Annotated in this window: 18 protein-coding genes and 5 tRNA genes; 19 read left to right on the top strand and 4 right to left on the bottom strand. The window is 59.6% G+C overall.

Annotated elements, in window-relative coordinates:
• Positions 1-5: 5 nt before the first annotated feature.
• The 13 genes from recF (at position 6) to I2E45_RS02115 (ending at position 16,436) form a co-directional block, all read left to right on the top strand.
• A complete protein-coding gene (recF, locus tag I2E45_RS02175) occupies positions 6-1,112 on the top strand; it encodes a DNA replication/repair protein RecF (protein ID WP_195444043.1) in 1,107 nt (368 codons plus the stop codon).
• A complete protein-coding gene (locus I2E45_RS02170) occupies positions 1,099-1,662 on the top strand; it encodes a DciA family protein (protein ID WP_271742068.1) in 564 nt (187 codons plus the stop codon). The genes recF and I2E45_RS02170 overlap by 14 nt, the downstream gene beginning before the upstream one ends.
• Positions 1,663-1,767: 105 nt before the next feature.
• Positions 1,768-3,798: a DNA topoisomerase (ATP-hydrolyzing) subunit B gene (gene gyrB / locus I2E45_RS02165; protein WP_055310298.1), complete on the top strand. Its 2,031-nt coding sequence runs from the start codon at positions 1,768-1,770 to the stop codon at positions 3,796-3,798.
• A gap of 41 nt (positions 3,799-3,839) precedes the next feature.
• Positions 3,840-6,551: a DNA gyrase subunit A gene (gene gyrA, locus I2E45_RS02160; protein WP_195444080.1), complete on the top strand. Its 2,712-nt coding sequence runs from the start codon at positions 3,840-3,842 to the stop codon at positions 6,549-6,551.
• A gap of 300 nt (positions 6,552-6,851) precedes the next feature.
• Positions 6,852-6,928, top strand: a tRNA-Ile gene (locus I2E45_RS02155).
• 67 nt (positions 6,929-6,995) lie between these two features.
• Positions 6,996-7,071, top strand: a tRNA-Ala gene (locus I2E45_RS02150).
• Between the two features lie 4 nt (positions 7,072-7,075).
• Positions 7,076-7,152: transfer RNA gene (locus I2E45_RS02145), tRNA-Ile, on the top strand.
• Between the two features lie 158 nt (positions 7,153-7,310).
• A complete protein-coding gene (locus tag I2E45_RS02140) occupies positions 7,311-7,811 on the top strand; it encodes a bifunctional nuclease family protein (protein WP_006235839.1) in 501 nt (166 codons plus the stop codon).
• 18 nt (positions 7,812-7,829) lie between these two features.
• A complete protein-coding gene (locus I2E45_RS02135; protein WP_147293023.1) occupies positions 7,830-8,201 on the top strand; it encodes a hypothetical protein in 372 nt (123 codons plus the stop codon).
• Positions 8,202-8,231: 30 nt separating this feature from the next.
• On the top strand, positions 8,232-8,681 hold the full coding sequence (locus I2E45_RS02130) for a hypothetical protein (RefSeq protein WP_040359688.1): 450 nt from the start codon (positions 8,232-8,234) through the stop codon (positions 8,679-8,681).
• Between the two features lie 117 nt (positions 8,682-8,798).
• A complete protein-coding gene (gene typA, locus I2E45_RS02125; RefSeq protein WP_195444041.1) occupies positions 8,799-10,637 on the top strand; it encodes a translational GTPase TypA in 1,839 nt (612 codons plus the stop codon).
• A 425-nt stretch (positions 10,638-11,062) separates the two neighbouring features.
• Positions 11,063-14,797 carry a Spy0128 family protein gene (locus I2E45_RS02120; RefSeq protein ID WP_195444040.1) on the top strand — a complete coding sequence of 1,245 codons (3,735 nt, stop codon included), beginning with the start codon at positions 11,063-11,065 and terminating at the stop codon, positions 14,795-14,797.
• Between the two features lie 106 nt (positions 14,798-14,903).
• Entirely contained in the window at positions 14,904-16,436 is a 1,533-nt protein-coding gene (locus I2E45_RS02115; protein WP_195444039.1) for a SpaA isopeptide-forming pilin-related protein, read from the top strand.
• A 192-nt stretch (positions 16,437-16,628) separates the two neighbouring features.
• Here I2E45_RS02115 and I2E45_RS02110 read toward each other — a convergent pair whose 3' ends face one another.
• The 4 genes from I2E45_RS02110 to I2E45_RS02095 all read right to left on the bottom strand — a co-directional run bounded on the left by I2E45_RS02110 (position 16,629) and on the right by I2E45_RS02095 (position 19,171).
• A complete protein-coding gene (locus I2E45_RS02110) occupies positions 16,629-17,774 on the bottom strand; it encodes a bactofilin family protein (protein WP_195444038.1) in 1,146 nt (381 codons plus the stop codon).
• A gap of 107 nt (positions 17,775-17,881) precedes the next feature.
• Complete coding sequence (locus I2E45_RS02105; RefSeq protein WP_229057814.1) at positions 17,882-18,571, bottom strand: trimeric intracellular cation channel family protein; 690 nt, start codon at positions 18,569-18,571, stop codon at positions 17,882-17,884.
• Positions 18,572-18,941: 370 nt separating this feature from the next.
• Positions 18,942-19,032, bottom strand: a tRNA-Ser gene (locus I2E45_RS02100).
• A gap of 48 nt (positions 19,033-19,080) precedes the next feature.
• Positions 19,081-19,171: transfer RNA gene (locus I2E45_RS02095), tRNA-Ser, on the bottom strand.
• A gap of 504 nt (positions 19,172-19,675) precedes the next feature.
• Here I2E45_RS02095 and rpsF point away from each other — a divergent pair.
• The 6 genes from rpsF to I2E45_RS02065 all read left to right on the top strand — a co-directional run bounded on the left by rpsF (position 19,676) and on the right by I2E45_RS02065 (position 24,360).
• Positions 19,676-19,969 (top strand): 30S ribosomal protein S6, encoded by a 294-nt coding sequence (gene rpsF, locus I2E45_RS02090; protein ID WP_006235831.1) that lies wholly within the window; start codon positions 19,676-19,678, stop codon positions 19,967-19,969.
• 48 nt (positions 19,970-20,017) lie between these two features.
• On the top strand, positions 20,018-20,470 hold the full coding sequence (locus tag I2E45_RS02085) for a single-stranded DNA-binding protein (RefSeq protein ID WP_006235830.1): 453 nt from the start codon (positions 20,018-20,020) through the stop codon (positions 20,468-20,470).
• Positions 20,471-20,542: 72 nt separating this feature from the next.
• On the top strand, positions 20,543-20,809 hold the full coding sequence (gene rpsR, locus I2E45_RS02080) for a 30S ribosomal protein S18 (protein WP_006235829.1): 267 nt from the start codon (positions 20,543-20,545) through the stop codon (positions 20,807-20,809).
• Between the two features lie 15 nt (positions 20,810-20,824).
• Positions 20,825-21,364: a 50S ribosomal protein L9 gene (gene rplI, locus I2E45_RS02075; RefSeq protein ID WP_138113615.1), complete on the top strand. Its 540-nt coding sequence runs from the start codon at positions 20,825-20,827 to the stop codon at positions 21,362-21,364.
• A gap of 218 nt (positions 21,365-21,582) precedes the next feature.
• On the top strand, positions 21,583-22,980 hold the full coding sequence (dnaB, locus tag I2E45_RS02070) for a replicative DNA helicase (RefSeq protein WP_006235827.1): 1,398 nt from the start codon (positions 21,583-21,585) through the stop codon (positions 22,978-22,980).
• A 93-nt stretch (positions 22,981-23,073) separates the two neighbouring features.
• Positions 23,074-24,360, top strand: a complete 1,287-nt coding sequence (locus I2E45_RS02065; protein WP_161160904.1) for an adenylosuccinate synthase — start codon at positions 23,074-23,076, stop codon at positions 24,358-24,360.
• Positions 24,361-24,474: the final 114 nt, after the last annotated feature.

Raw genomic sequence — 24,474 nt, 5'->3', positions numbered from 1 at the left:
GCGCCATGACCATGTTCGCCCGCGATCTTTCCGTCGCGCACTACCGCAGCTTCGATAGCTATCGCCTTGCCCTGGACGAGGGCGTGACGATACTTGCGGGACCCAACGCGGCGGGAAAGACCAATCTTATAGAGGCGCTGCAGCTGCTGACGAGCGGCGCCTCGTTTAGGCATCCGACCGCAGCCGAGCTCGTCCATGACGGCGTGGGCTCGTGCAAGGCCGAGCTGAGGCTCGAGGGCGACGGCCGCGTACTTGATATGGGATTGAGCGCGGAGGACGGTAAGCGCTCGTTTAGCCGCAACGGCAAGAGATGCTCTGCCGCCGGTGTGCGCGGCGTTCTGCCGAGTGTGCTGTTTTGCCCCGACCATCTGGACATGGTTAAGCGAGGCGCCAGTGTGCGCCGCGCCGCCCTCGATGACTTTGGCATGCAGCTGAGCGCACGCTATGCCGATCTTGCGAGCGCCTATGGGCGCTGCGTGACCCAGCGTAACGCCTTGCTCAAGGAGACCTGGTGCTGCCGCGAGATGCTCGGCGCGTGGAACGATTCGATTGCCCGCGCGGGCTCGGCCCTGCTCGTGCACCGGTTGGCCCTGCTCGACCGGCTGGCGGGCCATGTGCGTACTGCCTACGGGCAAGTGGCGTCCGGTGAAGCCGCCAACGTGTCCTATGCGTCCACGCTGGGGGATTTGCCCCAGGTCGAGGATCGCGAAGAGCTGAAGGGCTGGGCGTACGAGCGCATGCTGGCTGCCCTTGATGAGCGCGCCGACGAGGAAATTCGCCGCGGCGTGACGTTGGTGGGACCGCATCGCGATGAGATTGAGTTTGCCGTGGCGGGCCGCTCCGCCCGTTCATTTGCCAGCCAAGGTCAGCAGCGAACGTTGGTTTTGGCCTGGAAGGTGGCGGAGGTGGCCGTGGCTCGCGATGTCCTGGGCACCGCCCCACTGCTGCTTTTGGACGACGTGATGAGCGAACTCGACGGCGAACGCCGCGGTGCTTTCCTGCGGCTGATCGGCGATGATATCCAGACGGTCATAACCACGACCAACCTGGGGTACTTTACCGATGACCTGCTTGATCGAGCCAAGGTGGTGAGCATGGGTGAGACGTGCTAATTACGAGCGCGAGAGCGAAACGGTCGCCTTCAGTGGGTTTTTGAACGCAGAGCGCCAGCGCATCCTGGCGGCTGCAACGCCCGAGCGCCGTGCGCAGATGGAGGCTGCCGAGGAGTCGCGCGTGGTCTATCGCGCGTGGAACGCGGTGTGCTCGGGCACGCGCGAGGGACGGCATGTGACGGGCCTGCGCTACCTGCCCGAGTCCAATGAGCTGCTGGTATATCTCGACTCGCCCTCGTGGACGCAGGAAATGACGCTGTTGCGCGAGATCATTCGCGCGCGCATGGAGCGCGCCGGTGCGCATGTGGACGGCCTGGTGTTCAAAACCACCGCGCCCGGTCACACGCCGCCCGCCGCCAAGGAGCGCCTGCGCCCGGCGACGACCGAGCGCCCGTCGGCCCCGCACGCCGACCTAAGTGAGGCCGAGCGCACCGAGATCGAGCGCCAAGTGGCGCCCATCGAAGACCAAAAACTGCGCGAGGCCCTCGAGAATGCCATGAGAGCCAGCGCCGAGTGGGCCAAGGGCGTGCAAAGCAAAAAAGAGCCTTAAATCGCATCTGGTGGCCTTGTAGAGCCAAATACCCTCGTTCCCGAGGGTATTTTTTTACGATAAACTAGTAAGGCTGTACACATTTTCTTGACTGAAGGAGGACGTGTGGCAAACGAAAACGATTACGATGGCGGCGAGATTAAGATTCTCGAAGGTCTCGAGGCCGTTCGTAAGCGCCCGGGCATGTATATCGGCTCGACGAGCGCCAGCGGTCTGCATCACCTGGTGTGGGAGATCGTTGACAACTCCGTCGACGAGGCCATGGCCGGTTTCTGCACCGAGATCCAGGTGACGGTCCACGCCGACAACTCCATCACGGTCGTCGACAACGGTCGCGGTATCCCCGTCGACGAGCACCCTGTTAAAAAGATCCCGACGCTCGAGGTCGTCATGACGATCTTGCACGCCGGCGGTAAGTTCGATAACTCGGCCTATAAGGTTTCGGGCGGCCTGCACGGCGTTGGCATCTCCGTCGTCAACGCACTGTCCAAGCGCGTGGTCGTTCAGGTTCGTCGCGACGGCAACACCTACGAGATGGAGTTCTCGCGCGGCAAGACCGTCAAGAAGATGGAGGTCGTGGGCACCTCGGATTCGACGGGCACCACCGTCACTTTCTGGCCCGACGACGAGATCTTCGAGACCTGCATCTACGATTTCGATACGCTGCACAACCGTCTGCAGGAGACGGCGTTCCTCAATAAGAACCTCAAAATCGTGCTGACCGACGAGCGCGAGGCGACTCCCCATGTGGAGGAGTTTTGCTACGAGGGCGGCATCATTGACTTCGTCAAGTTCCTCAACGAGGGCAAGGACGTCCCCGAAGCCTTTAAGGAGCCCATCTACATCGAGGGCAAATCGGACCCGGACGCGCCTGTGACCAAGATGGGCGAGGTCGAGGTTTCCCTGCAGTGGAATAGCGGTTACGGCGAGAACGTCATGTCGTTTGCCAACGACATCTACACTCCCGAGGGCGGCATGCACCTTGAGGGCTTCCGCACCGCGCTCACCCGCGTAATCAACGACTACGCACGCAAGCAGAATCTGCTCAAGGAAAAGGACGCCAACCTGACCGGCGACGATGTGCGCGAGGGCCTTTCGGCTGTCATCTCGGTCAAGCTGCCCGACCCGCAGTTTGAGGGTCAGACCAAGGCCAAGCTCGGCAGCTCCTATATGCGCGCGCTCACGCTCAAGATCGTGACCGACGGCCTTGCCGATTACCTCGAGGAGCATCCCAAGCCCGCTCGCGAGATCGTCAAGAAGGCGCAACAGGCCTGCAAGGCGCGCAATGCCGCCCGCAAAGCGCGCGAAGCGACCCGTCGCAAGAGCCTGCTCGAGACGGCGTCCCTGCCCGGTAAGCTCGCCGACTGCTCGGTGCGCGATGCCGAGCTGACCGAGCTCTTCATCGTAGAGGGCGACTCGGCAGGCGGTTCGGCCAAGGACGGCCGTCGCCGAGACATCCAGGCGATTCTGCCCCTGCGCGGCAAGATTTTGAACGTCGAACGCGTTGGTGACCATCGCGCGTTCTCGAGTGACACCATTCAGTCGCTGATTACCGCGATCGGCTGCGGCGTCACGACGAGTGCCGGCGACGGCGGCGACTTCGATATCACCAAGGCGCGCTACCACAAGATCATCATCATGACCGATGCAGACGTCGACGGTGCGCATATCCGCATCCTGCTGCTGACGTTCTTCTACAAGTACATGCGTCCGCTGATCGATGCCGGCTACGTCTATGTTGCCTGCCCGCCCATCTTTGGCATTAAGGTGCGCAACAAGATCCACTACGTGTATCCCAACGGCCGCCAGCCCGAAGACGAGATCCTGCGCGACACCATCCAGAGTCTGGGCCTGAACCCCGACGATAACGACGAGGACGGCAAGGCCAAGGACGGCAAGATTACCAAAAAGCGCAAGGGCTATACCGTCCAGCGCTACAAGGGCCTGGGCGAGATGGACCCCAAGCAGCTTGCCTCGACGACGATGGACCCCAAGACCCGCATTCTGCAGCGCGTGTCGATCGAGGACGCCGTGGTGGCGGACCGCGCCGTGCGCGAGCTGATGGGTTCCGAGGTCGGCTATCGCCGCGAGTACATCGAGAAGCATGCACATGATGCACGATTCCTTGACGCTTAAGAGGAGGTAACGTGGCAGACGATATCAACAACAATGAGGGTATGGATGAGGCCGGCGATGCCGGTATGCCCGATGATCTGAAGCGCCTGCTTGCCCGTGCTGAGCAGGGCGAGGACGGCGACCCGGACGCCTATAACCCCGATGCCGATGATGATGAGGAAGAGGACGACGACGCCGAGCTCGAGGAGAGCTTTGGCGAAGTCGACCGTGGTGCCTCGGCCGGCGAGGATATCAACGGCGGTCAGCTCCAGATTTCGGAGTTCGGTCGCGAGATGAAGCAGTCGTTCATCGAGTATTCGATGTCGGTCATCACGGCGCGCGCCCTGCCGGACGTGCGCGACGGCTTAAAGCCGGTGCACCGCCGCATCCTGTACGCGATGAACGAGAGCGGCATCTACCCCAACCGCCCGCACAAGAAGTCAGCCTGGACGGTCGGCGAAGTTATCGGTAAGTACCACCCGCATGGCGACTTCGCGGTCTATGAGGCCATGGTCCGCCTGGCGCAGTGGTTCTCCATGCGCACGCCGCTCATCGACGGTCACGGCAACTTCGGCAACATCGACGGCGACGGCGCGGCGGCCATGCGTTACACCGAGAGTCGCCTGGCCAAGCCCGCCATGGAACTGCTGCGTGACTTGCAGAAGGATACCGTCGACTGGCAGCCCAACTACGACGAATCGCTCGCCGAGCCCGTGGCACTGCCTGCGCGCTTCCCCAACCTGCTGGTCAACGGCAGCCAGGGCATCGCCGTCGGCATGGCCACCAACATCGCCCCGCATAACCTCACCGAGGCGATCGAGGCCACCTGCTACCTGATCGACAACCCCGACGCCACCGTCGACGAGCTCATGCAGATCATGCCCGGTCCGGACTTCCCCACCGGCGCCATCATCATGGGCAGCGCCGGCATTAAGCAGAGCTACGAGACCGGCCGCGGCTCCATTACCGTGCGTGCCAAGGCACATGTGGAGTCCACCAAGACCGGCCGCAGCCGCCTGGTCTTTACCGAGATTCCCTACATGGTCAACAAGGGCACCCTGCAGGAGAAGATCGCCCAGCTCGTCAACGACAAGCGCATCGAGGGCATCTCTGATATGCGCGATGAGTCCAACCAGAAGGGTATCCGTCTGGTCATCGAACTCAAGAAGGGCGTCATCCCGCAGGTCGTGCTCAACAACCTGTACAAGTACACCTCGCTGCAGACGACCTTCGGCGCCAACAACCTGGCGCTCGTCAACGGCGTTCCCAAATGCCTGAGCCTGCGCGAGATGCTGCAGCACTACATCGACCACCAGGTCGACGTCGTCACCCGACGCACCCGCTTCGACCTTAAGAAGGCCCAGGCCCGCGCGCATATCCTCGAGGGCTACCTGATGGCCCTTGACCATATCGACGAGGTCATCAGCATCATCCGTTCCTCGCAGACCGACTCCGAGGCCAGCAGCCGCCTGATCGAGCGCTTTGGCTTTACGCCCGAGCAGACCACGGCCATCCTCGAGATGAAGCTGCGCCGCCTGACCGGCCTGGAGCGCGACAAGATTCAGGAAGAGCTGGACGGCCTGCGCCGCGCCATCGCCTACTACGAGGACCTGCTGGCGCACGAGGAGAAGATCCTGGGCGTCATTAAGGAAGAGATGCGCGAGATCTCCAAGAAGTTTGGCGATAAGCGCCGCACCGAGATCAGCCAGGTCGAGAAGGACCTGGACGTCGAGGACCTCATTGCCGACGAGGACATGGTCGTGACCATCACCCACACCGGCTATGTCAAGCGCATCCCGGTGGCCGCCTACCGCGCCCAGAAACGCGGCGGCAAGGGCGTGTCGGGCGTCAACCTCAAAGAGGACGATGTCATCGACGAGATGTTCATCGCGTCCACGCACGAGTACGTGCTGTTCTTCTCGAGCAAGGGCAAGGTCTATCGACTGAAGGTGCACGAGCTGCCGGTGGGTACGCGCCAGGCGCGCGGTACCGCGATCGTCAACCTGCTGCCCTTCGAGGAGGGCGAGAAGATCGCGAGCGTCATCAGCTGCCGCGAGTTCCCCGCCGACGAGTATCTGATGTTTGCCACCAAGAGCGGCATGGTCAAGAAGACCGTGATGAGCGCGTATGACCGCAGCCGTCGCGACGGCCTGATCGCTATCAACCTGCGTGACGACGACGCGCTGCTAAACGTGCGCCGCGTGCGCGAGGGCGACAAGATTATCCTGGCCACCACCGCGGGCAAGGCGATCATGTTCTCCGAGGAGCAGGTGCGCGCCACCGGCCGCGATACCAGCGGCGTTCGCGGTATCGGTATGAAGGACGGCGTGAGCGTTCTGGGCATGGAAGTCACTAACGGCAACGGTGATCTGTTCGTCATCACCGAGCGCGGCTACGGCAAGCGCACGCCGGTTGCGGACTACCCGGAGCAGAATCGCGGCGGCCAGGGCGTCTACACCATCCAAATGACCGAGCGTAAGGGTAACCTCGCGGCCATGAAGACGGTGGGCCCGCAGCACGAGCTGTTCATCGTGACGGAGGGCGCGACGGTCATTCGCGTCAAGACCGACGAAATCAGCCAGACTGGCCGCGCCACCCAGGGCGTCAAGATGATGACCGTCGACGACAACGACCGCATCTGCGCCGTGGCCCGCATGACAGCCGCCAAAGAGAAGCCCGAAGGCGAAGCCACAGAAAACGGCTCCGCCCCCGAAGAAACCCCTGTCGATCTAGGCGACGGCAACGACATGCCGGAAGATCTCCTTGACGAGTAAGAGGCCCTAACTGTTAGAAAATATCAGACCCCATATATCGGCGGTCGGCGCACTGCGCGCCGACCGCTTTTTTGAAAACCTTTGAACCCCGCGTCGGCCCCGGCTGCCCGGCGGCATGCGAAGTCGATCGCGAGTTCCGCACGAGCCGGAGAGCACTTAATGTGCTCTCCGTGTGAGCAGGACTGTCCGAGCAGGCGACTTCGCATGCCGCCGGGCAGCCGGGGCCGACACCCCTCAAAGATTTTCAAAAAAGTTGTTGACGCGCGCGTAACGACTCGTCTAATATATCCCTTGCGCGATGGACCTGTAGCTCAGTTGGTTAGAGCGTCCGGCTGATAACCGGGAGGTCACAAGTTCGAATCTTGTCAGGTCCACCACTTTCTTTCGCAATAAACACCCCAGCGAGAGCCGAGTCGCCGCTGGGGTGTTTATTACTGTCTCCGTGGGGGTTTAGCTCAGCTGGGAGAGCGCGGGCTTTGCAAGCCTGAGGTCAGGGGTTCGATCCCCCTAACCTCCACCATGATGGACCTGTAGCTCAGTTGGTTAGAGCGTCCGGCTGATAACCGGGAGGTCACAAGTTCGAATCTTGTCAGGTCCACCATCAAAACTGTGAAGAGCCCTGGGGCGTTGCCTCGGGGCTTTTTTCTTGTCTGCGATAAATCTCATTTTGGTTTTGTGTGCTGTGCGAAAGATTGGGTAGTATAGCTATTCAATGCGGCGGGCTGCCGCGTGTTAACCGCTACGTACCGGAGGTGTTCCATGGTTCGTGTCGACATAGAGACCATCGTCATGGCCGCCGGTCCCGTGCCGTCGCTTATTGTGCTTCGTGAGCGCAGCAGCAAATCGGACTCGCCCGCGCCGCTGCGTTCCCTTTCCATTCAGACTGGTTCGTTTGAAGCTGCTGCCATTAGCCGTGGCATCGATAGCGGCCGCGCCGAGCGCCCGATTACCCATGACCTGTTGCTCGATACTGTTGGCGCCCTGGGCGCCAAACTCGAGCGCATCGAGATCGTTCGCGCCGAGCCGCCGGTGTTCTACGCGACAATCGTCGTACTGGCCGATGGCGAGGAGCGCAAGATCGACGCCCGCCCCAGCGATGCCATTGCCCTTGCCGTGCGCAGCAATGCTCCCATGTTTGTGGAGGACGACATCATGAATCGCCTGGGCACTGTTTCTACCCGCGCCGAGGAAGTCGACGACGAGCAGGAGTTCGAGAAGTTCGACGAGTTCGTCCATACGCTCTCCCCCGATGATTTCTAAATGCGGGGCGTTCAGGTTGTGGAGCGTTCGCTGATGGCCGGCGGCATGTCGGCCGAGGCAGCGGCTATCGCGCGCGAGGCCCAGATGCGCTCTGAGGCTTCTGAGGCGGCGCGCATTGCCTATGTGACGCAGGCCCGCACGCTTCGCGAACGCCGCGGCTCGTTTATCAAGATGGTTGTCATCTCCGCCCTTGTCGCGGCAATCTGTTCGCGCCTTCGTGGTACAGTTGGTGCGCTTGGGTTTTCGATCTCTACGGGCCTGGTGATCTGGGGTGTGGTCGACGCGGTAATGCTGACCAGTCAGATCAAGGTGCTCGACAAGCGCGCGATGGATATGATGCGCGCCCGCGACGCTGCCGCCAAGATCGCCGCCGAGGCACAGGAACTGTAACGACGCCGGACTCGATGGGAAGGTCTAAAGATGGCACAGGATATGCAGGACGCCGGTAACGTCTCCGCCGAGCTCGACGCCATGGTGTGTGACCTGATTGGTGCGTTCTTGGACGACCTTGCCGCCGGCGAGAATCCGGGCGTAGTTGTGGCGATTGAGGACGCTGCTTCCAACCGATATCTGGCGGCGCTCGACGAGGACGGCGAAGAGGCGTGCCTCGAGGCGGCCACCAACTTTATCTCCGAACACAAGATGGGTCTTAAGGACGAGGGCCTGGGCCGTATCGCCCGATATGCCATCGGCTACACCGGCTGCGTCGAGGTTGACGGCGGCTATCACGATGCTCTGCTCGTGAGCTTCTTCGAAACCACGCTCGAGAGCGGTTTTTCGGCATATGTGCTGTATGAGGGCATGGGCGCCGGCGATGGTTTTATGTGGAGCGACCCTGAACCTGCAGGTGAGGAAACCCCTCTCATCTAAAATCGCTAAAATAAACGAGTTTTCGGTAAAAGGCTCAATATTCCCGCTGAGCGTTGTATCGCTGGGCGGGCCGCATACGCGTGCCGTTTGTATATGGATAGAAGATAGGGGAACTACATGCGCGTAGACAATCTGAGGAACATCGCCATCATCGCTCACGTCGACCACGGCAAGACGACGATGGTCGACAAGCTCCTGCGTGCCACGGACGCCTTCCGTGCCAACCAGCAGGTCGAGGACCGCGTCCTGGATTCCAACGACCAGGAGCGCGAGCGCGGCATCACGATTCTCGCCAAGAACATCTCTATCGAGTACAAGGACGTCAAGATCAACGTCATCGACACCCCGGGCCACGCCGACTTCGGCGGCGAGGTCGAGCGCGTGCTGCGTATGGCCGACGGCGCCCTGCTGCTGGTCGACGCCTTTGAGGGCCCCATGCCCCAGACCCGCTTCGTGCTGCGTCACGCTATCGACACCGGCCTCAAGATCATGATCGTCATCAACAAGATCGATCGTCCCGGCGCCAACCCCGAGAAGGCCTACAACGACTGCCTGGACCTTATGGCCGACCTGGGCGCCACCGACGACCAGCTTGAGTTCGCCATGGAGCACGTGGTCTACGCCAGCGCCATGAATGGCTTTGCCCGTCTTGACCCCAACGACGGCAATATGGACATGTACCCGCTGCTCGATATGATCATCGACGACATGCCCGCCCCCGAGGTTGACGATAACGCCCCGCTGGCCATGCAGTGCGTGACCATCGACCACTCCAACTTCGTTGGCCGTATCGGCATCGGTCGCGTGTATTCCGGCGCCATCCATCAGGGCGACCAGATTCTTGTTGTGAAGAACGACGGCTCCAGCGCCACCGCTACCGTCAAGCAGCTCTTTACCTTCGACTACCTGGGCCGTACCGAGTGCCAGGAAGTCGGCGCCGGCGACATCGCTGCCGTCGTGGGCATTGACCGCACCGATATCGGCGATGTCTACACCGACCCCGAGAACCCCGTCGAGCTCGAGCCCATCGAGATCGACCCTCCGACCCTGTCCATCGTCTTTGAGGCTTCGACTTCCCCGCTCGTCGGTCGCGACGGCGACATCGTAGGCGCCCGTCAGCTCAAGGAGCGCCTGTTCAACGAGGCTGAGAACAACGTGACCATGAAGATCGAGGAGCTCGAGGACAAGAGCGGCGTCGAGGTCTCGGGCCGCGGCATTCTGCACCTGTCCGTTCTGATGGAGTCCATGCGCCGCGAGGGCTTTGAGTTCCAGGTCGGTCGTCCCCGCGTTCTGTTTAAGAAGGACGAGAACGGCAACAAGATGGAGCCCGTCGAGCAGGCCGTCGTCGAGTGCCCGGACGAGTACTCGGGCAAGGTCGTTGAGGTCTTCGGCACCTCCGGCGGCATCATGACGAGCATGGACACCTCGGGCATCGTGACGCACCTCGAGTTTAAGATCCCGACCCGCGGCATCATGGGTCTTAAGAACCGCATCATGAACGTCACCCACGGCGAGGGCGTGTTCTACCACACCTTCCTGGAGTATGGTCCCTACGCCGGCGAGATCGGCAACCGTCAGAACGGCGCCATGATCTCCATGACTACCGAGAAGGCCGTTGCCTACGCTCTGGGCACGCTGCAGGAGCGCGGTCAGCTGTTCGTTGAGCCGGGCACCGAGTGCTATGAGGGCATGATCGTGGGCGAGCGCAGCAAGGCCGGCGACATGGTCGTCAACATCGCCCGTACCAAGAACCTGGGCAACCAGCGTTCCTCGACCTCCGATATCTCCGTCCAGCTGGTGCCGCCCCGCACCTTCTCGCTGGAGGAGGCGCTGGAGTACATCGCCGACGACGAGCTGGTCGAGATTACTCCCAAGAACATTCGTCTGCGCAAGCGTCTGCTCAACGCCACCGACCGCAAGAAGGCCGCCGTCCGCGCCGGTCAGGTCAACAAATAAGCGCTGGTCTTTATAGCGTCTAACAAGAAAGGGCGTCGACCGTGATGGTCGGCGCCCTTTTTGGTGCAAGGGGGACGGGTTAGTTTGCACCACAGCTGGGGCGACTATCCCTCCGATTGGCTTCCCAGTCAAAGTAAAGTTGTTTAAACATATACATAATTCCACTGAATATAGCCGGTATGATGCAAAACTGTTAACAGATAAATATCAACTGGTATTAAATTAAAAGACCTATTGACCTGCGGTTTACATGATTGGTATCTATATATTATTTTATGCATTGTGGCATAGACGAACCGTCTTAGAAGGTGCTCCCCAATGGGTTCTTGCAATGCGCTAGGTAGGTTCTCGTTGATGTTGGGGCTTGTGCTCGATCCGACGATTCGCCGTATTCCACACTGTGTTGTAGGAATTAGGGGACAACTATGGACGTACACCGCTCACGGTCGCTGGGTATGGCGGCTCTGATTTTCATTTTGATTAGCCTCACCGCCGCAGTATTTCACGGCGCAGCCCCCGAGCGCGCCGAGGATGTGACGACGCCGACGCCGATTGAGATCAACGGCGATACGGCAACGGTTGAGGTCAAGCTGTATACCGATGAGAACCATAATAAGCCTTTGGGTGATACTGCCGTAACGTCTACTTCGAAGCTCTACGGAGCTTTTTCGGCACAATTTAAAAGCGGTAAGGCGCCTTCGTCTGGGAACAACATCGCTGTCTATGAGCTGCCAGGCACCATCGTCGTTGATGACGCAGGTGGCAACCTCATGGAGGGTCCGGAATCTTCTGCCGCCCAAGCTGGCACGTGGAAGATCGAAGGTAATAAGGTTGTCTTTACGTTTGACAAGGGCTGGCTTGAACGGAATCCTGCGAACATTCATGTCGCGGCAAACTTCTCGTTCCAGCTTAAAAACAAGAATGTCGGTTCTGGTAGCAACGCATCTGTCGTGTTTCCTGGTGCGGGAACGATCAATATCCCTACCAAAGACGGCAAAGTCACAGGGACGAAGTCGGGGACCTTCTTCCAGGGAGTAGATGGCGTGGCCAAGGTTACCTGGACCGTTAAACTCACCGTCGAGTCGTATGCCACGAATGTCAAGTTAACCGACGCGCTGGGCGACAACTTCAACTTTGTGATAGGCAGCTTCGCACTCGACGGCACGAAGCTCGAACCCCAGCCGAAGATCGACAGCCAGGTCGCGACCCTCGACAGCCTGGGCAATCTTTCCCAAGGCGACCACACGATCACGTACGAAACGGAGCTGAAGAGCGGCGTTTCGGCAAACAGCGGCGATTTGATCAAAGCTGACAATACGGCAATGTGGAATTGGGCTGGTTCAACCGACGGCGACAACAAAACAGCTACGGCTGAGCCTGTTACATTCGGCTACGACATGATTGACAAGTCCAACGGATCGGGCACACCGTCGGACATCAAGTGGACGGTCAAGCTCAACCAAGGCAAGCTCAAGGCCGACATGAGCGGATACATGTTCACCGATAATCTGGACGGAAAACAGACGTATACGGGCAACTTTACGGTTTACAAAGGCGACTCGGAGGCGAGCGGAGTCAAGATTTGTGAAAGAAAACTTGAACCTAAGGATAATTTCTTTTCCTATACGTTCCCGAACAACCTTGAGGATAAGTACGCCACCTACTGCATCGTTTATCACACCAAGATGAACGATACGAGCTCGTACGACACCGTGCGCAACAACGCGACCATCGAGCGTGAAGGCTCCGTTTCCGGTACCGATGAAGGCAGTTTCACGCCGCAGCTGACGGGTGTTGTGCCGATCACCAAGAGGCTCGTGAGATCCAATGAGGCGGCGACGACGGGCAGGGCGACATGGGAGACGAAGGTCGCGCTGAAGGCGATCGTCAATGCGGTCCATCCAGACGAGGTGACGGTGAAGGACACGTTTCAGTCGGCATGGTCGCAGAAACTTGGTGTCGACGAAAGCTCCATTACCATTAAAATCGGCGATACCGTGCTGGAACGGGGCGCCGACTGGAATCCAACGGCTAGCTTTCCGGGTAATGAAACAAAGGAAAACTACGACCTCAAAATCATCGTTACCAACAAAGTGAAAGACGCCCTCGAGAAAGAGGACTACGCCGTTATCACCTACGACACCACATCAGAAGAGCTGTCGGGCTGGTACTCAAACTTTGCGTCGGTCAGCGCGCCGGGCCTGAAATTAAAGTGGTCGTTCACCGAACCCGTCAAGTACGTTGTCAACCAAGAAACGAAGCCCGCGGTCGAGAAGCCGGAAGCGGAGTCGAAGGTGTCTTGGGTTGAGAACTTCGATTGGCATACCGTTGACGGCTCGGATGAGAAGGGCGCCTGGATCGTCGACTGGACGGTGTATGCAAACCGCCAAAAGGGTAATAAGGGCGCAAATGGCGAGTTCGAATACTTTGGAGCTGGAAAGCTGGGCGGGAAACCGCTGAATATCGTTGATAGCCTTCCGGATGGTATGAGCTATGTTGCGAATTCCGCAAAGTATACGCTCGTGCAGAATCCCTATGATAAACATACGGGGCTCCATCGCGGAAGCGAGGCCGAGACGGTCGTTGATAGCCAACCGCTTGTCACCGATAGTGTCAAGAGTGATGGCAACACTGTCACCTTTTCTATTCCTACGACTAAGCTTGAAAGCTATGCCGGTTATGTCAAGCTTACGTATCAGACAGCGGTCAAGCGCGGTGAGCTCGATACCTCCACGAACGAGGTGAAGTTCACCAATTCTGCGCGCGCCGAGTCGGGAAGCAAGAAATTCGACTCTGGCAGTGGTGCTGTCACCATTAAGAACAACGTTATCGAGAAGACCGGCGAACAGGTCGACAATAGCAATCGCATCAAGTACACCATTTTCGTTAACGAGTCAGCTGTCGATCTTAAGAGTGGCGCTGGTGTTCTCGAGCTGGTCGATACCATGGATGCCAAGTGCACGTTGGTGCCGTCGACGCTTAAGGTCTATGAGCGCGTGAACAACGATTGGTCTGAGCTGGCCGATAAGGATTATTCGTCAAAGATGGAGCAGGTCAACAACGAATCTGGCTCATGTACGAGATTGACACTTAACGTGCCCGATGAGAAATACCTCAAGGTCGAGTACGAGGTCATCCCGAGCGGAAATCCTGGCAACAAGGTTCCTCTTTCCAATACCGCCATGCTTACGGGTGTGAAGGACGGTTCTGCGACTGATGATCAAACATGGGAAATTAAAAAAGCTTCTGCCAGCGCAGGTGGCAACGGCTACGGCATCACGATGACCAAGTACGACGCCCAGCAGGTCGGTGCGACGCTCGAGCGTGCGGAGTTTACGCTCTACAGCGTGAATATGGACCAGGTTGCAACGGTGGGTATCGAGAATGCAAGGACTAAGTTTGAAGCCGTCCCCACCGACGCCAACGGCAAAATCTCGTTTGGCGCAGAAGGCAAGGCGATGGTAAATTGCGTGCTCTACCAGCTCGTGGAGACGAAAGCGCCTGACGGCTATGCCGCGGCGGCGCCCACGTGGATCATGCTTAAGGGCAATGCTGACGATGAGGAGTATCAAACTGAGCTCAATAAAGCGAAGAGCATCGTCAAAGACTCCGAAATCATCGGCGATGACAAAAAGGACGAGATCTGGATCTACGACAATCGCCTAACGGGCTCTGCGGTTATTAAAGCAAAGAAAGTGCTTGAAGGTGGCACCTTCAAGGCGGGACAGTTCTCGTTCGAGCTCAAGGATGCCGAGGGCAAGGTGCTCCAGACGGTGACTAATGACGCCGAGGGCAATGTCTCCTTCAACGTCGACTACAACAAGGCCGATACCTACACTTACACCATCTCTGAGGTCGTCCCCGAGGGCGCCGAGAACAACGTCAAGGACCACATCACTTACGACACAGTCGGGCACAATGTCACGGTTAACGTGACTATCGACAATAAAAATGAGCAGCTCGACACCGTCGTCAAGTATGACGATGACTCCCAGGTGCCGCCGACTTTTATCAACAAGTATTCGACCACGCTACCTGAGGCGGGCGGGGCTGGTTTGACTATGACGTATTTAGCTGGTGCTTCGATGCTGTGTTTTGCTGCGACATGGATGCATACTCGTCGCCATCGCGATCAAGGTCGAGGTGGTAGCCGTGAGTAGGCTTTGCCGCCGCTTGTTGGCTATCGCGACAATAGTTACGGTCGCAATGCTCTCTTTTGCGATGTTGCCCGGGATGGCCCGCGCGGCAGGCACTGGAGCCATTACGGTGGACGGTACGGTTGCGACGCGGTATGACGCGTACCGGCTCTTTTCGGCGACCGTTGTCGACGACGCCGATACTGACCAAAAAATTGCAACTGACGTAACGTGGGCGAATGATGCCGTTTGCCAGGCCGTTCTCCCGGTGCTTCATGACGTGGGGCTTGATAGCTCGGCATCGACGGCGCAAGAGGCTGCCGAATGGATGAATGGCGACGGACACATGACGACCGCGCTGGCGACAAAACTCGCCAGAGCAATTTGCAGATCCGGCGTCCCTTCCGTGGCCCTTAACGCGGGCACGGTGGCCGAGCTGCCCAGCGGATACTGGCTCATCGTCGCCGACGACGACGCCATCGCCCAGGGCGAGGCCGGCACCGCGCCGATCATGGCCCTGGTCGGCGGCAGCGCCGTCACCGTCAAGCCCAAGGCTGCGACGCCCAAGGTCGCCAAGCACGTGCTGGAGGACAGCACCACTGCATGGCAGAAGGCCGCCGACGCCACGGTCGCCGACGACCTGTACTGGCGCCTCTCGGCTACGGTCCCGGCCGGGCTCACGGCCTACGACACCTATACGGTGCGGTTCGTCGACACCATGGGCGCGGGACTCGACCCCTCCAAGGTGGCCGCGAGCATGCGCGTGTACGTGGCGGCGGGCGCGGACGGCGGCTTTGACGCCGTCCCGACCGGCAAGGACGGCCGCGCCGGCACCGAGCCCGCGAAGGGCTGGACCGACATCACGGCCCAGTGCGGGGTCTCGGTCGACGGTAAGACCTTCACCGTGCGCACCGGCGACCTGATCGCCGCGCTCGGCGGGGCCGACGCCTTTACCGCGGGCGCCCGCGTGGTCGCCGTGTACAATGCGCCGCTCAGCAGCGCATGCAACCACGGCATCGCGAAGGGCAACCCCAACGAGGTCTACCTGCGCTATCCGCGCTCTCCCTTTGCCGACCAGTCCGGTGACGCCGGCTTCACCCGCACGCCGAGCGATGACGCGTGCGCCTACACCTGGGGACTCAGCCTCATCAAGCGCTCAAGCTCGGACGATAAACCGCTCGCGGGCGCCAAATTGCGCATCATCGATGACCGCGGGCGCATCCTAACGACCGACGGCTCGTGGTCGACGGATGCCGACGCGTGCGTCACCACGGGCGCGGATGGCCATGTGGAATTGAGCGGTGTTGACGCGGGTGTCTACACCGTCGAGGAGGTCGCGGCTCCCAAGGGCTACACCGCCTTTGAAGGCAAACGTACGGTGACGGTTACGGCCGAGGGATTGGACGTTAAACAGGTTGCAGTCGCGAAGCCCAAGGTGACCGTGTCGGCCGAAAGCCCTCTGCGGGTTGATACCGCCGATGCCGGGACGGGTTCGATTGAGCTGTCGGTGCTCAACACCCCAAGCAAAGAAGCAAGTCGAGGCTTTATGCCCTCGACGGGAGATAGAACGTTGGTGCTAGTGGCGGTTTTGGCTGCCATCGGAGTGGCGGTTATTGTTGTCGCGCTCGTCATCAAGCGGGGAGGAGGTCGCCGTGAAAAATAATTATCCCCTCTGCTCAATGGCGAACTGCCTCCGTAGCGAGTGATGCGTAGGCCTACCGACCTGATGATCATTGGTTTTGAAAAAGTTACTAGAGAACCCTCCATGAAAAGCGGGGCACCCGGTCGATATGACCGAGTGCCCCGCCTCGTTTGTTGGTGCAAAGTAACCTGGCACCTTTGTGGTGGTTGGTGGCTAAGCGGTGGGGAGTCCTGGCATGTTAGCCGGCTGCTGCGGCTTGAGGCGGGCGTTTCGCCAGATGATCTGGATAACGTAGCCGAGCATAAAGACAAAGGCCACGCCGCTGATGAAGTCACCTACGAGGGGAAGCCCCGTGAGGGCGCCTGCGATTATGCCGCCCACGGCTGCCATGGCGTAGCGGTTTTGGTTGTGTCCGACCATGCGGGCGAGCGCGCACCCCGAAAAGGCACTCGACACCAATGCGATGCCGATAACGCCGCACAAGAGGGTTCCAGCAAGCGACAGACCAGCGATAGAGATAATCAGCAGTAGGACGGCGGGGGCGATAGCAATCGTGCCCAGAAGACCGCTCACCCACAGGGGCATGGGGCGCTGGTGGAGCATGCCGGCGGCGCCGGCGGTCGCGCGCGGAAAGACGAGCTCGAGCAGCAGAGCGACAAAGCAGGTCGAGAGTGCCGCGGCGACGATGCCGCCGATGACATCGTTAACGGTGGAAGTATCCTCGTTCTCGGTGCGGTCGATCTTGAGCGCGCCGACCTCGGCTCCCGCGGCACGCTCGGGGTCCTCGGAGACGTGCGCGTTCACGGTGCCGGTGATGTGGGCGTTCTTGCCTAGGATGAGTTTGTCGGCCCAAACCTCGACATCGCCATCGATGGTGCCATCGATGGTCACCGTATCGCCCGCGAGCGCTGCCGACTTGGTGGAGCCTCGCAGAGCAACCGTCTCGCCTATCGCGTAGAAACAGTTGGCGGTGCTGTCGGAATTGAGCACGACATGCTGGCCAGCGATGGTCACGCTGCCATCAACCGCGGTCTTGGCAATATCGATGGTGCGTGCCGCCAGACGGACGGCGCCGCCCACTGTGCAGTCGCGGATCGAGAGGGTATCGCCCGCGGCGATGATATCGCGGTCGATGGACGTATCGTCCAAGTTGAGGTCCTGACCTGCCCAGTACAGGTCACCTTCGACGCCGGACGGATTGGCGTCATTGTCGGTCGCAAGTACGTTGCCTGCGGTGTCCGTGCCGGCGAACGACGCCGTGGGAAGCGCGGTGATCGCCAGCGCGATGAGCGCGAATGCCATAAGCAGGCAGCGACGCATCTTGTGTGACGGCGCCGCCGCGGTTTGATTGAAAGCCATGGTTGATCCTTTTGTTAGGTGTTTGGCATATACCTAACAGGGTACCCAACGCGCGGGCGCTCTAAAAGAACCTCTCGGTTGCATTTCGAAGGATGGGCCCGCGCCACCTATTTTTTGCGGTGCAAAAAGCGTGCGATGTCTTCCTCGGTGGGGCTTTTGATGTCAAAGCGCAGCGAGAGCCAGCGCAGACCCATGGTCACGACAACGCATACGACCAGCGCGGCGACATTGCTCATGATGCCGCTCATAACGAGACACACATAGCTTGTCGATCCGGCGATGGCGGCGATGGCATAAAAGTTAGTACGTTGGAAAATGCCCGGAACCACGCCCATAAAGCCGTCGCGCAACATGCCGCCGCCCACCGCGGTAAAAAAGCCCATCATGATGCACACCGCCGGTGCAAAGCCGTAGACCAGCGCCTTGTCCGCTCCGGTGGCGGCATAGATGCCGACCGAGATGATGTCGAGCAGGGGAATGAGTTTTTCGGGTTTGTCGACGATTGCCGGGAAAATGTAGATGATGGCTGCCGTGGCAATGGAAAGCGGCAGCGCCATTGGCTGGTTGAGGATGTAGACGTTGCCCACCTGCAGCGTCATGTCGCGTAAAAGACCGCCGCCCAAGCCACAGACCACGGCGAGCGCGACGGCGCCCACCAGGTCGAGTTTGTGCTCGCGTGCGACCAACACGCCCGAGATCGATGCCGCGACGACGGCGAACATTTCGAGCCAAAACGGGATGGCGACCATGGCATCCGTGGCGTGTGAGGTAACGGTCATAGCGGCGACGACGGGCAAGATGGGGTCCTTTGGGTTGTGGGTTTAGACAATGCCCGTACATAGTACATGGTTGGTGGGCGTGGCGACCCTATTGCTCGGTAAACGGTTGGGATCGGGTGGGGGCGTAGGTCCCATGTTTGGGGATCTGGACTGATGCTGAACGCGATGGGGGCGTGGCTGAATAGGAGGGATGTTCAAATTTTGAGCTTTGCTCAAAATTTATCCGGTCGGCTTACGCCGACCGCGCTGCGCTAAAAACGCGCCACGGGCGCGTTTTCTTTACGCGTCGCGCCCTGGCGGGTTCGAATCCCTCCTCCTCCGCCGTATTTGCTTGTTAGAGACTCAAAACAAAAAAAGCTCCCATTCTTGGGAGCTTTCTCAACCAAAATGGCGGAGGAGGAGGGATTCGAACCCTCGTGACCTTATACAGGCCAAACGGTTTTCGAGACCGCCGCATTCAACCACTCTGCCACCCCTCCGCGTGGGGTAAAAACAAAGCAGGCTCAAAGGCCTGCTTTGGAATTAACTGGCGGAGAGTCAGGGATTTGAACCCTGGAGACGCTTTTGACGCCTACACGATTTCCAATCGTGCTCCTTCGGCCACTCGGACAACTCTCCGTTAAATGCGAAAGTCAGTATACACGAGGAATCGCACAGTGCAAACAGAAAAGTTGGCATTTTTTAAAACGCTTGGCCGCGTTTGGCGTTGCAGCGGGGTTTGAGATGCCAAAAAACGGCTTCCGACCAGCGTAGTTGATCAACTCAATTGTTCAAAAGGGGTATTTATAAGCGATTTGGCAATGAATTTAAAAATCTTTGGGTGGTGCTGTGGGCCACTGGTATGCATTTTGCGACCACAACCATGCGCCCGTTGACCTGCGACTTGGCTCAGCTTGTCCTCACGGCACCGTATCTTGTCCACAGATCCGTCAAGCTTTTGGTCAGCATTTGGTTGGAATGCGCATGAAACGTCGTGCGAGTATGGGCATATGTGGAGGTCATGAGGTTGTAGCTGCATATTCTTGCAGCCTAGGAGGTTGAAAGATATTATTACCAAGTCTTTTCCTGCTTCAGGCGCACCTTCACGACCTGAAGCCACATTTGCCCAGAGGAGGTGACAATATGAAGGCTTATGAACTGCTGTTCTTTGTTGACCCGTCGCTCGACCCCGAGACTCGTCTCGCTGTTATGAAGCGTATCGATACCACGATCGCTGAGGGCGCTGGCAAGGTCGACTCCGTTGACGAGTGGGGCAAGCGCAAGCTCGCCTACGAGATCAACGACCTCACCGATGGTGACTACACCCTCATCAACTTCCACGCAGATCCTACCCAGATCGCCGAGCTTGATCGCGTCCTGCGCATCACCGACGCTGTGGTCCGCCACATGATCGTCCGTCGCGACGACCAGGAGTAAGACTGTCGTTTTGGACTGGGCTTGTGCCCCAAGAGGAAGTAGTGAGTTATGAGCATCAATCGAGTGAACATCACCGGTAACCTCACCCGCGATCCCGAGCTGCGCGCCACCGCCGGCGGAACCCAGGTTCTGTCCTTTGGCGTTGCCGTGAACGATCGTCGCCGCAACGCGCAGACTGGCGAGTGGGAGGACTATCCCAACTTTGTCGACTGCACCATGTTCGGCACCCGCGCCGAGGCCGTGAGCCGTTTCCTGGCAAAGGGAAACAAGGTCGCGATCGAGGGCAAGCTGCGCTACAGCTCTTGGGAGCGCGACGGCCAGCGCCGGAGCAAGCTTGAGGTCATCGTCGATGAGATCGAGTTTATGAGCTCCCGTGGTGGCCAGGGTGGCTACGATCAGGGCGGTTACGCCCCCGCAGCTCCCGCGCCCGCAGCACGTCCTGCCGCGCCGGTGGCTACGCCGCCCGCGGTCGACGTCTACGATGAGGACATCCCGTTCTAAGGGTTGTTCACCTATTTTTGAGTGAGAGGCGGCTTCGGTTCGCCGAAGTTGCCAAATGAAAGGTATTTTGACATGGCTAATGATTTTTCTGCACGTCAGCCGCGTCGTAAGTACTGCCAGTTCTGCAAGGAGAACACTGAGTTCATCGACTATAAGGACACTCAGCTTCTCCGTAAGTACATGACCGACCGTGGCAAGATCAAGCCCCGTCGCGTCACTGGCGCTTGCACGCAGCATCAGCATGACATCGCCAACGCCATCAAGCGCGCCCGCGAGATGGCTCTCCTGCCGTACACCGTCCCCGTGGTTTCCTCTCGTGGCAACCGCGACCGCGGCTAAGAAGGGAGACGCATCATGAAGGTTATTCTTCTCGATGAGATCAAGGGCAAGGGCGGCGAGGGTGACGTCGTAGAGGTCGCTCAGGGTTACGCTGAGAACTTCCTGTTCCCCAAGAAGCTCGCTGTTGCCGCCACCAAGGGCAACCTCAAGCAGCTTGACGAGCGTCGCAACAACATCGCCAAGCGCGAGGCCGTCCGTCTGGCTACCGCCAACGAGACCAAGGCTGCCTTCGAGGGCAAGACGGTCACCGTTGACGTCAAGGTCGGCGACGAGGGCATCCTCTTTGGCTCCGTTACCGCCGCTATGGTCGCTGACGCCATCAAGGCTCAGCTCGGTATGGACATCGACCGCAAGCGCGTCGAGCTCGGTAAGCCCATCAAGGTTGCCGGTGCCCACACCGTTGCCATCTCGCTGTACCGCGAGATCAAGGCCGAGGTTGTCGTTCTCGTCGGCGTTACCGCCGAGGAGCTCGCTGCCGAGGCTGAGGTCGAGGAGGCCGCTGAGGTCGCCGAGGCCGAGACCGCCGAGGTCGAGACTGAGGCTGCTGCCGAGTAGCATTTGCTGCAACGCAACAATCTTGTTCTAAGAAGGGCGCTCTGGGAAACCAGGGCGCCCTTTTGTTTTTTGCGCTGAGTGAGTGTCATGGTGAACGTTGCGTCGAAGTCCTATATACAGGACCGTTCATCCGTTTGGTTCGGTGATGATTGGCGGCGCGCGGCGCGTTTTGGGACCGTGGCTGATACTATGGATGCTCGCAAGCGATATGAATGAGGATGCTCATGGCATATGACGATAGGGAGACGGGGCTGACGGTCGAGGACCGCGGCTCAAAGTTGGGTCTTCCCCAAAACCAAGATGCAGAGGCCAATGTACTGGCCGCTATGCTGCTATCGCCCGAGGTGGTCGAAGAGGCCCAGGTCGAGCTGCAGCCCGATGATTTCTACCGGCCCATTCATAAGACCATCTACACCGCGATGGTCGATATGTACAACAGCCGCATTCCCATCGACTCCATCTCGCTGATCGATTACCTGCGAAGCATCAACAAGCTCGATGCCGTGGGCGGCGAGGCCTACATTTTGGAGCTGATGGGTCAGACTCTGTCGCTCGTGAACTGGCAGCACCATGCCGCCATCGTTCGTCGCGATTCGATGCTGCGCGAGCTGATCGGCGCCACCAACGAGATCAACGCGCTGGCATATAACGCCCCCACCGACACCAAAGAGGTCGTGGAGCTAGCCGAGAGCAAGCTGCTCAAGGTCACGGCACGCGAGGTCAAGTCGAGCTACAAGACGCTGACCGAGTTTATGGTTGAGGCCTATAACGAGGCCGAGGAAGTGTGTCAGGCCGGTGGTCAGGCTGCGGGCGTGCCCACGGGCTTCCCGTCACTCGACCGCATGCTCATGGGCTTCCGCGAGGGCCAGCTCATCATTATCGGCGCCCGCCCTGCTGTGGGTAAGACGTCGTTCGCCCTGAATCTGGCGCTCAACGCTGCCGCTGCCGGTTATACCGTCGGCTTCTTCTCGCTGGAGATGTCGGGCAAAGAAATTGCCCAGCGTCTGATTTGCGCCTACGCCATGATCTCGATCAGTGACTTCCGCATGGGCCGCATTAGCCCCGAGCAGTGGGCCAATATCAACGAGGCCACGCAGACCTTGTCCAAGCTCGATATTCTGATTGACGATACGCCCGGCACCACAGTGACCGAGATTCGCGCCAAGAGCCGCCGCATGCTCCATAACAAGGAGAAGGCAATCATCATCCTGGACTACCTGCAGCTGGTGAGTCCTCCGCCGGGACGCCGCTCCGAGAGCCGTACCGTCGAGGTTTCGGAGATGTCGCGTGGTCTGAAGATCATGGCCAAGGAGCTCAAGATCCCGCTCATCGCGCTGTCGCAGCTCTCGCGTCAGGTCGAATCCCGTACCGGCAAGCGCCCGCAGCTTTCCGACCTTCGTGAATCGGGCTCCATCGAGCAGGACGCCGATATCGTTATGTTCTTGGACCGCTCCGCCGACGAGGCCGAGGCCTCGCGCGACGATCGACCCGACGAGGGCGTTACGCGTATCGTCGTGGCCAAGAACCGTTCGGGCCCGATCGGCGACGTCGATCTGATGTTCCTGCCGGCATCCACCAAGTTCTATGAGCTTGATGGGGCACATGCCGAGGAGTAGGACAGGCGCCCGTTGCACGGGTATACTGGGAATGTTTTGTGCTTCTGCGTGCCGGCGTGGCGCGTAGACAGTCCATGAATGTAAGGAGTAAACATGCCGTCAACCGTTTTGGTCGGTGCCCAGTGGGGCGATGAGGGCAAAGGTAAGATTTGCGACCTGGTCGCCGGCGACTTCGATGCCGTCGTGCGCTACTCGGGAGGCAACAACGCCGGCCACACCATCGTCGTCAACGGCAAGAAGTACGGCCTGCACCAGGTGCCCTCCGGCATCATGTATTCCGATCACGTGTCGGTGATCGGTAACGGCTGCGTCGTCAACCCCAAGGTTGTCCTTGAGGAGATCGATATGTTCGAGGCCGACGGCATCACCACCAAGAACCTCAAGATTAGCGGCAACGCGCATGTCATCATGCCGTACCACATCGATCTGGATGGCGCCTTTGAGCAGAAGCTCGGCAAGAAGAACATCGGTACCACCAAGCGCGGCATCGGTCCGTGCTATCAGGACAAGATGGCGCGCATTGGCCTGCGCATGCAGGACATGCTGGACGAGGCACTGTTCCGCGACAAGCTGGAGACCGCTCTCGCCCGCGTGAACCCCGAGCTCGAGCTCATCTACAACCTGCCCACCTACACCGTGGACCAGATTTGCGACGAGTACCTGCCGATGGCCGAGCGCCTGCGTCCCTACATCACCGAGACGAGCCTGCTGCTCAACAACATGATCGATGAGGGCAAGAACCTGCTGTTTGAGGGCGCCCAGGCGACGCTGCTCGACATCGACCACGGCACCTATCCGTACGTGACGTCTTCCAACTGCACCGCCGGCGGTGCCATCACCGGCTCTGGCGTGGGCATGAAGAACGTCGACCGCGTGCTGGGCGTCATGAAGGCCTATATCACCCGCGTCGGTTCGGGCCCCATGCCCACCGAGCTTTCCTATGAGTCCGAGGCCGGCCACACGCTGACCGAGGAGGGCTATGAGTACGGCGTGACCACCGGTCGCCGTCGTCGTTGCGGCTGGTTTGACGGCCCTATCGCCAACTATGCCTCGCGCGTCAACGGCCTCACCGACATCGCCGTGACCAAGCTCGACGTGCTTTCGGCTTTCGACACCATTAAGGTGTGCGTTGCCTATGACGTCGACGGCGAGCGCTACACGAGCGTGCCCGAGCACCAGGTGCGTTTTGAGCATGCCAAGCCCATCTACGAGGAGCTCCCTGGCTGGAAGTGCGACATCACCGGCTGCCGCAGCTTTGATGAGCTGCCGCAGGAGGCTCAGGACTACGTGGCATTTATCGAGGATCTGGCACACACCCGCGTGACGTTCATCGGCGTCGGCGCCGGTCGCGAGCAGATCATCAACCGATTCTGGAAGTAATCGGGACTATTTGGTTATTGCGATATACCCCTTTGCAGCCCAGATGGGCGGCCGAGGGGTATATTTGCTTGTAATGGGCCCGCGCGGAGCGGGCCGGTAATCCATAGAGGAGGC

Source organism: Collinsella aerofaciens (assembly GCF_015555045.1).
Lineage (GTDB): Bacteria > Actinomycetota > Coriobacteriia > Coriobacteriales > Coriobacteriaceae > Collinsella > Collinsella aerofaciens_W.
This window is presented reverse-complemented; position numbering and strand designations above follow the sequence as displayed.

What these genes read in the sequence shown, in the direction of transcription:
- I2E45_RS02130 (WP_040359688.1), top strand. Translation starts at nt 8,232, where the DNA reads ATGGCACAGGATATGCAGGACGCCGGTAACGTCTCCGCCGAGCTCGAC.
- recF (WP_195444043.1), top strand. Translation starts at nt 6, where the DNA reads ATGACCATGTTCGCCCGCGATCTTTCCGTCGCGCACTACCGCAGCTTC.
- rpsF (WP_006235831.1), top strand. Translation starts at nt 19,676, where the DNA reads ATGAAGGCTTATGAACTGCTGTTCTTTGTTGACCCGTCGCTCGACCCC.
- I2E45_RS02085 (WP_006235830.1), top strand. Translation starts at nt 20,018, where the DNA reads ATGAGCATCAATCGAGTGAACATCACCGGTAACCTCACCCGCGATCCC.
- I2E45_RS02110 (WP_195444038.1), bottom strand. Translation starts at nt 17,774, where the DNA reads ATGGCTTTCAATCAAACCGCGGCGGCGCCGTCACACAAGATGCGTCGC.
- rplI (WP_138113615.1), top strand. Translation starts at nt 20,825, where the DNA reads ATGAAGGTTATTCTTCTCGATGAGATCAAGGGCAAGGGCGGCGAGGGT.
- rpsR (WP_006235829.1), top strand. Translation starts at nt 20,543, where the DNA reads ATGGCTAATGATTTTTCTGCACGTCAGCCGCGTCGTAAGTACTGCCAG.
- I2E45_RS02140 (WP_006235839.1), top strand. Translation starts at nt 7,311, where the DNA reads ATGGTTCGTGTCGACATAGAGACCATCGTCATGGCCGCCGGTCCCGTG.
- I2E45_RS02065 (WP_161160904.1), top strand. Translation starts at nt 23,074, where the DNA reads ATGCCGTCAACCGTTTTGGTCGGTGCCCAGTGGGGCGATGAGGGCAAA.
- dnaB (WP_006235827.1), top strand. Translation starts at nt 21,583, where the DNA reads ATGCTCATGGCATATGACGATAGGGAGACGGGGCTGACGGTCGAGGAC.
- gyrA (WP_195444080.1), top strand. Translation starts at nt 3,840, where the DNA reads ATGGATGAGGCCGGCGATGCCGGTATGCCCGATGATCTGAAGCGCCTG.
- I2E45_RS02120 (WP_195444040.1), top strand. Translation starts at nt 11,063, where the DNA reads ATGGACGTACACCGCTCACGGTCGCTGGGTATGGCGGCTCTGATTTTC.
- typA (WP_195444041.1), top strand. Translation starts at nt 8,799, where the DNA reads ATGCGCGTAGACAATCTGAGGAACATCGCCATCATCGCTCACGTCGAC.